This is a genomic window from Paenibacillus zanthoxyli JH29 (assembly GCF_000520715.1).
GTDB lineage: Bacteria > Bacillota > Bacilli > Paenibacillales > Paenibacillaceae > Paenibacillus_AQ > Paenibacillus_AQ zanthoxyli.
The window spans coordinates 1-4774 of record NZ_ASSD01000546.1; the positions used below are offsets into that span (position 1 = coordinate 1).

4 protein-coding genes and 1 pseudogene are annotated in these 4774 nt (G+C 52.1%); 2 read left to right on the plus strand and 3 right to left on the minus strand.

All coding sequences use genetic code 11. The annotated features are described in order from the left end of the window. Positions 1 to 342: 342 nt before the first annotated feature. Complete coding sequence (locus L691_RS0121245) at positions 343 to 1347, minus strand: metal-dependent hydrolase (protein WP_025692348.1); 1005 nt, start codon at positions 1345 to 1347, stop codon at positions 343 to 345. A 304-nt stretch (positions 1348 to 1651) separates the two neighbouring features. On the opposite strand from L691_RS0121245, the gene cyoE reads away from it, so the two are divergent. Next, complete coding sequence (gene cyoE / locus L691_RS0121250) at positions 1652 to 2545, plus strand: heme o synthase (protein WP_051459425.1); 894 nt, start codon at positions 1652 to 1654, stop codon at positions 2543 to 2545. A 15-nt stretch (positions 2546 to 2560) separates the two neighbouring features. After that, a complete protein-coding gene (locus L691_RS0121255) occupies positions 2561 to 3178 on the plus strand; it encodes an SCO family protein (protein WP_025692350.1) in 618 nt (205 codons plus the stop codon). 89 nt (positions 3179 to 3267) lie between these two features. On the opposite strand, the gene L691_RS0121260 is transcribed toward L691_RS0121255, so the two are convergent. Then, positions 3268 to 3615, minus strand: a complete 348-nt coding sequence (locus L691_RS0121260) for a toprim domain-containing protein (protein ID WP_025692351.1) — start codon at positions 3613 to 3615, stop codon at positions 3268 to 3270. Between the two features lie 527 nt (positions 3616 to 4142). Further along, a pseudogene (locus tag L691_RS33050) lies at positions 4143 to 4774 on the minus strand (MFS transporter); the annotation flags it as partial.

Below are 4774 nucleotides of genomic sequence, written 5' to 3' on the forward strand. Positions count from 1 at the left end.
CCAGCAGCAGCGCGGCCCATGGCCGGTAGCTGATGGTGATTGAAGCCGCGGCAAGCAAAAGAATGGAAGAAATCGCAAACCAAAGCGAGAGTCCTTTGCTCAAGGGATGACTCCTTTCGTTTCACGGCGGATTTAAGCCGCTTCCGGTCAGGTAATAGCGGCCGCCGAGTATATGTCTATATTATTATGAAATCAGGATGCTGTTAAACTTTTCTGAGCATATTCAGCGTTTATAAGCGGCAAATCCCGGAGCACTCATGCTCCGGGATTTGTTTTAGGGACAAGAGAGCCGGGCAGCAGCCAGTTAGCCTGACGCTATCCAGCCACCGGTGCAGCCCGAAGCTATACTTTCATCGAGCCGGGTTCAATCGCGAAACGCTCATCCAGCTTCTCGCTGCTGAGCCAGCCTACATAGGTCTGAAGCGCATGATATTGGTGATCCATGACCAGAACGGCGACAAACGGAAATTGCTTCCGGTGCAAATAACGGACGTCCCCCCAGCGTACAATGTAACCTGAAGGCAGTTCCTCCACCTCGGCGATGGCATAGGAAGTGAAGTACAGGAAAGCCTGAATATCCGGATGGGACTTGGAACGTTCTACAGCTGGATGGTGGGAGTTGACTGCGTGCTTGAGCCATTCCAGGCGCCCGTAGTTAAGCTGGCCGACATAATAGCTGCCATCCTGTCTCGTCTTAACGACATTCCACCGTCTTGGCGTTATCGTCGGGATCAGGATATATTTCTCTCCGGGTTCATGGTGTAGATCTTTGGCCTTGATGCTGCGGGTTATCCGAAAATGGGCGGCAGTCCTCCAAACATAATACAGGACGATGATGGTGTACAGCGAGGCGAACAAAGGCGCCGGGGGAACGATGCCGGTGATCCACAGCGCGATGGCCGCAACATGGCTGCCGAAAATAAACGGATCGAAAATATGGATAATGTTCCACGCGATCCAGCGTTCGGTGATTGGCCGCGCCGCTTGAGTGCCGTAGGTATTGAACAGATCGGTGAAGACGTGCAGGGCTACGGCAATAAAGCTCCAGAGGGCAAGATGGCCGATGGAACGGATGTCGTTCAGACCGAAAATCGGACTGAGCACAAGGGTAATCAAGGCGGGCCAGAGGAGCAAAAAAGGAAGGGAGTGCGTAATCCCTCTGTGATTGCGAATATACACCGCGTTGCTCTTAAGGCGCAAGACGGTGTCGGCATCAGGGGCCTGCGAGCCGATAACGGTGGCCAGCATAACGGCGCCTGACAGCATTGGCTGAGAACTGACGGCGGGATCAATGAAGGAGAGCCCGGCAAGACCAAAACCCATAACGAAGTGTGTAGCAGTATCCATAGTGCAGATCTCCTTTGCACGGAAGTTCTCTATTAATAACTACCCATTTTATCATCTTAATATTTATATCGAAAAGAATTATTTACGTCACGCAGTTGTCAAATTAATGAACATCTTGGTCAAAGATTGTCAAAGTATTTTGTGGTTTGTTATGATAAAGTTAACAGCGGAAGACTGAAATTTATCAATAAGAGCTGATAAACAGGCTTGCAAGTTCGTTCTGTCTTACAGACTGAACATAAAGGAGGAATTCAAATACGTGAATAATCAATGGAGATATCAAGCCTCTTCCGATTCCGCGGCTATGTCCGCCAAGCTCCCCCCTGAAGCTGAGCGGGCCAGTTGGCGCGATTTCATTACGGTAACCAAGCCAGGCATCATCCGGTCGAATCTGATTGCCGCCTTTGCTGGCTTCTGGCTGGCTTCCGGTTGGGAGGTTAACTACGGCAAGCTGCTGCTGACCCTGATCGGTACCATGCTTGTTATGGCTTCGGCTTGTGTGTTTAATAATTATTTCGACCGCGATCTGGATATGAAAATGGAACGGACCAAGAAGCGCGGACTGCCGACCGGGCGGCTTAAGCCGAATACGGTTCTGCTTTATGCTCTGGGACTTGGCACTCTGGGCCTGGCCGCGCTGTTTCTTTTCTCCGGAATTCTGGCCGGGCTGTTCGGAATCGTTGGCATGTTCGTCTATGTTATAGTATACACCCTTTGGCTGAAACGGACCTCCACTTGGAGTACTTCGGTCGGCGCGATTTCCGGTGCGATGCCTCCGGTAATCGGCTATGTTGCCGTGACGGGCAAGGTTGATCTTGGCGCCTGGCTGCTGTTCGCGATGCTGTTCCTATGGCAGCCCCCTCATTTCTGGGCGCTCGGCATCCGGCGCAAGGAAGAATACCGGAATGCGGGATTTCCGCTGCTTCCGGTTGTGAAGGGTACACGCCGGACCAAAATACAGATGATACCCTACGTCGCGCTGCTCGTTCCGGTTTCGGTGCTCATGTATGCGTATGGATATGCCGGCATCTATTATTTGATTGTTTCCGCCGGGCTTTCTCTGACTTGGCTTTATCTTACGCTCAAAGGTCTGAAGGCTAAAGATGACGACGCCTGGGCGAAACAGAATTTCTTCTTTTCCATTAATTATTTGACTCTCAGCCTGATTGCGCTGGTGCTCAATACGATTCACGGATAATGAAGGGAGAAGATCATGCACATCCTGACGCGGTATAAATGGACTTGGCTTCTGCTTCTGCTTGCGCTGGCCATGGCGGCCTATCTGGTCGTAAGCTCCTGGGCTTTCCAAGCGGGAAAACTGCCGGTTATCGGGGAAGTGCAGGACTTCTCCCTTGAAAATGTAAGCGGTGACACCGTTACGCTATCCGATACGGAAGGCAAGGTGCGGTTAGTTTATTTCTTTTTTACCCAGTGTACGGATGTGTGCCCGATCACGACCTTCGCTCTGTCGCAGGTACAGGATTTGCTCATTAAGGACGGCAGTTTTGGTAAAGACGCGGCCTTCCTGTCGATCTCATTTGATCCGCAGAACGATACGCGCGAAGCGATCAAGACGTTCGCTGACCGTTTCCACCCCGATTATGCCGGCTGGTACTTTCTGCGAGGGGATCAGGAAAAGGTTCGGGAATTGGCAGCAGGTTCCTTCAAAATTCTGATTGCCGGAAACAACAAGGACAATTTCGCCCACGCGAACCTGATCGGGCTTGTGGACCGGAAGAACCGTCTGCGTGCACTATACAATGCCAGCGATACAGACCGGGTTACGCCGGAATTTTTGGCCGACGCCGTGAAAAAGCTGGCCCGCGAGTAGTGCAGAATATGATACGGCTGTTAGAAAAGCGCCTTTCGCTTTTTCCTTTCAAGATTATGAGAGGTAGAAGCGTAAAAAGGCGCTTTTGCCTAAAAAGGAGACGGATCAGGGTAGATAATGAATTCTTCCAATCCCGCTTTCTCAAGCTGCGTGATGCTGTATTCATCGGGAGTGCCTTCGACTCCGGCGTAACCCCGGCGGGTATAGATATGTTCTGCGTCCGGGAAGGCGTCGCGGAGAACGCCGCGTATTTTTTTGCCGGAGCTGTCGTTATCCATATAGAGATAGACTTCACTGTCTCCGACTTGCTTGCGCAGAGTCTCAAGCTTAACCGTATTGAGTGTGCCAAAGGTGCACAGAATGTCGACTTCCGGCTTTAGGAGGCGCCGCAGACGGCTGCGGTCATTCTTGCCTTCGACAATAATAGAAATGGACATAATTGTGGCGCCACCTCCGTCCGAATAGTGCAAGCGCATGGCACAAAATGCCGGATTGCGTACAGGCTTAACTATATATTACCTAACGTTTGTCATTTTTAATAGCATGGCGTCAGGGTTGTATTCATTCCCCGGGAAATGTCGTATATTCACGTGTTGAATTACAGAATAGGTTTCAAATTATTCCACGAACAATCACCCGGACGCGAATGGCGGTCCGGGTGATTGCGCGGTATTTACGCTTTTGAAGAGAAGCGGCTGGGTACTACATCTAGCTCCAACAAGTTTTAAGAATAATAACAAGCAGAATGAAGAGAACCAGAATGATACCGGCAGAAGTAGGACAACATGGAGCGACAATAGGTTTAGGACAGCAAGGATTGGACATTTACAGTTCAACTCTCTTTCGCAGTGGATTCTTAACTACACGGTATTATATGTCAATTCATCCACCGGGTTTGTATCCCTGCCCATTATATATGAAGCAGACATCATGCTTTTTGGGGAGAATGCTGGCGGTGTTCGTGTCAGGCCGCCCGGCCGTTCCAATCCGGATGATAGGCGGAAAGTTTGCCCGAACCGAAAGCCGGAAGCAGGAGCAGCGCCGTCATCATCAGCAGAAAGGCAATGAAGTATGGCGAGACCATCCCCCGGAGCTGTCCGGCAGCGACGGGTCCGGCGAAGGCGCCGAGGGAGGTCGCGATCGACTGGAGCGAGAAAATCCGCCCCATACGTCCGGGGCCGCTGATGCCGATGAACAGCGAGGCCATTGCCGGGAACAGCACTCCTTTGGCGGTGCCAAGCAGAAATAGGACAACCGCCGGAGGAATGGAGGGAACAGCAGCGAGTGCGAAGAAGCAGAGCGCCATACCGAGCAGCGCCGCGCCGATCCGCAAGAGCACGGATAGACGGTTCAGAAACAGCATGCTCAGCGTGACAAGCGCACCTAGACTAAGCAGTGAGAGCAGGATGCCCGTCGAAAGGATACCGTCGCTTCCGTTACGGGTCTGGGAAAGGGGAAGCTCGAAGAAGAGCACGCCCTGCGCAGAGGCGATGAAGAACGGCAGCAGGAGATAGCGGAACGGAAGCGGTACCACTGAGCCTGAGTTCGGGGAGAGCCGCGTTTCGGTTACGGAGCCGCCGTCCGCTGCCGCAGAGC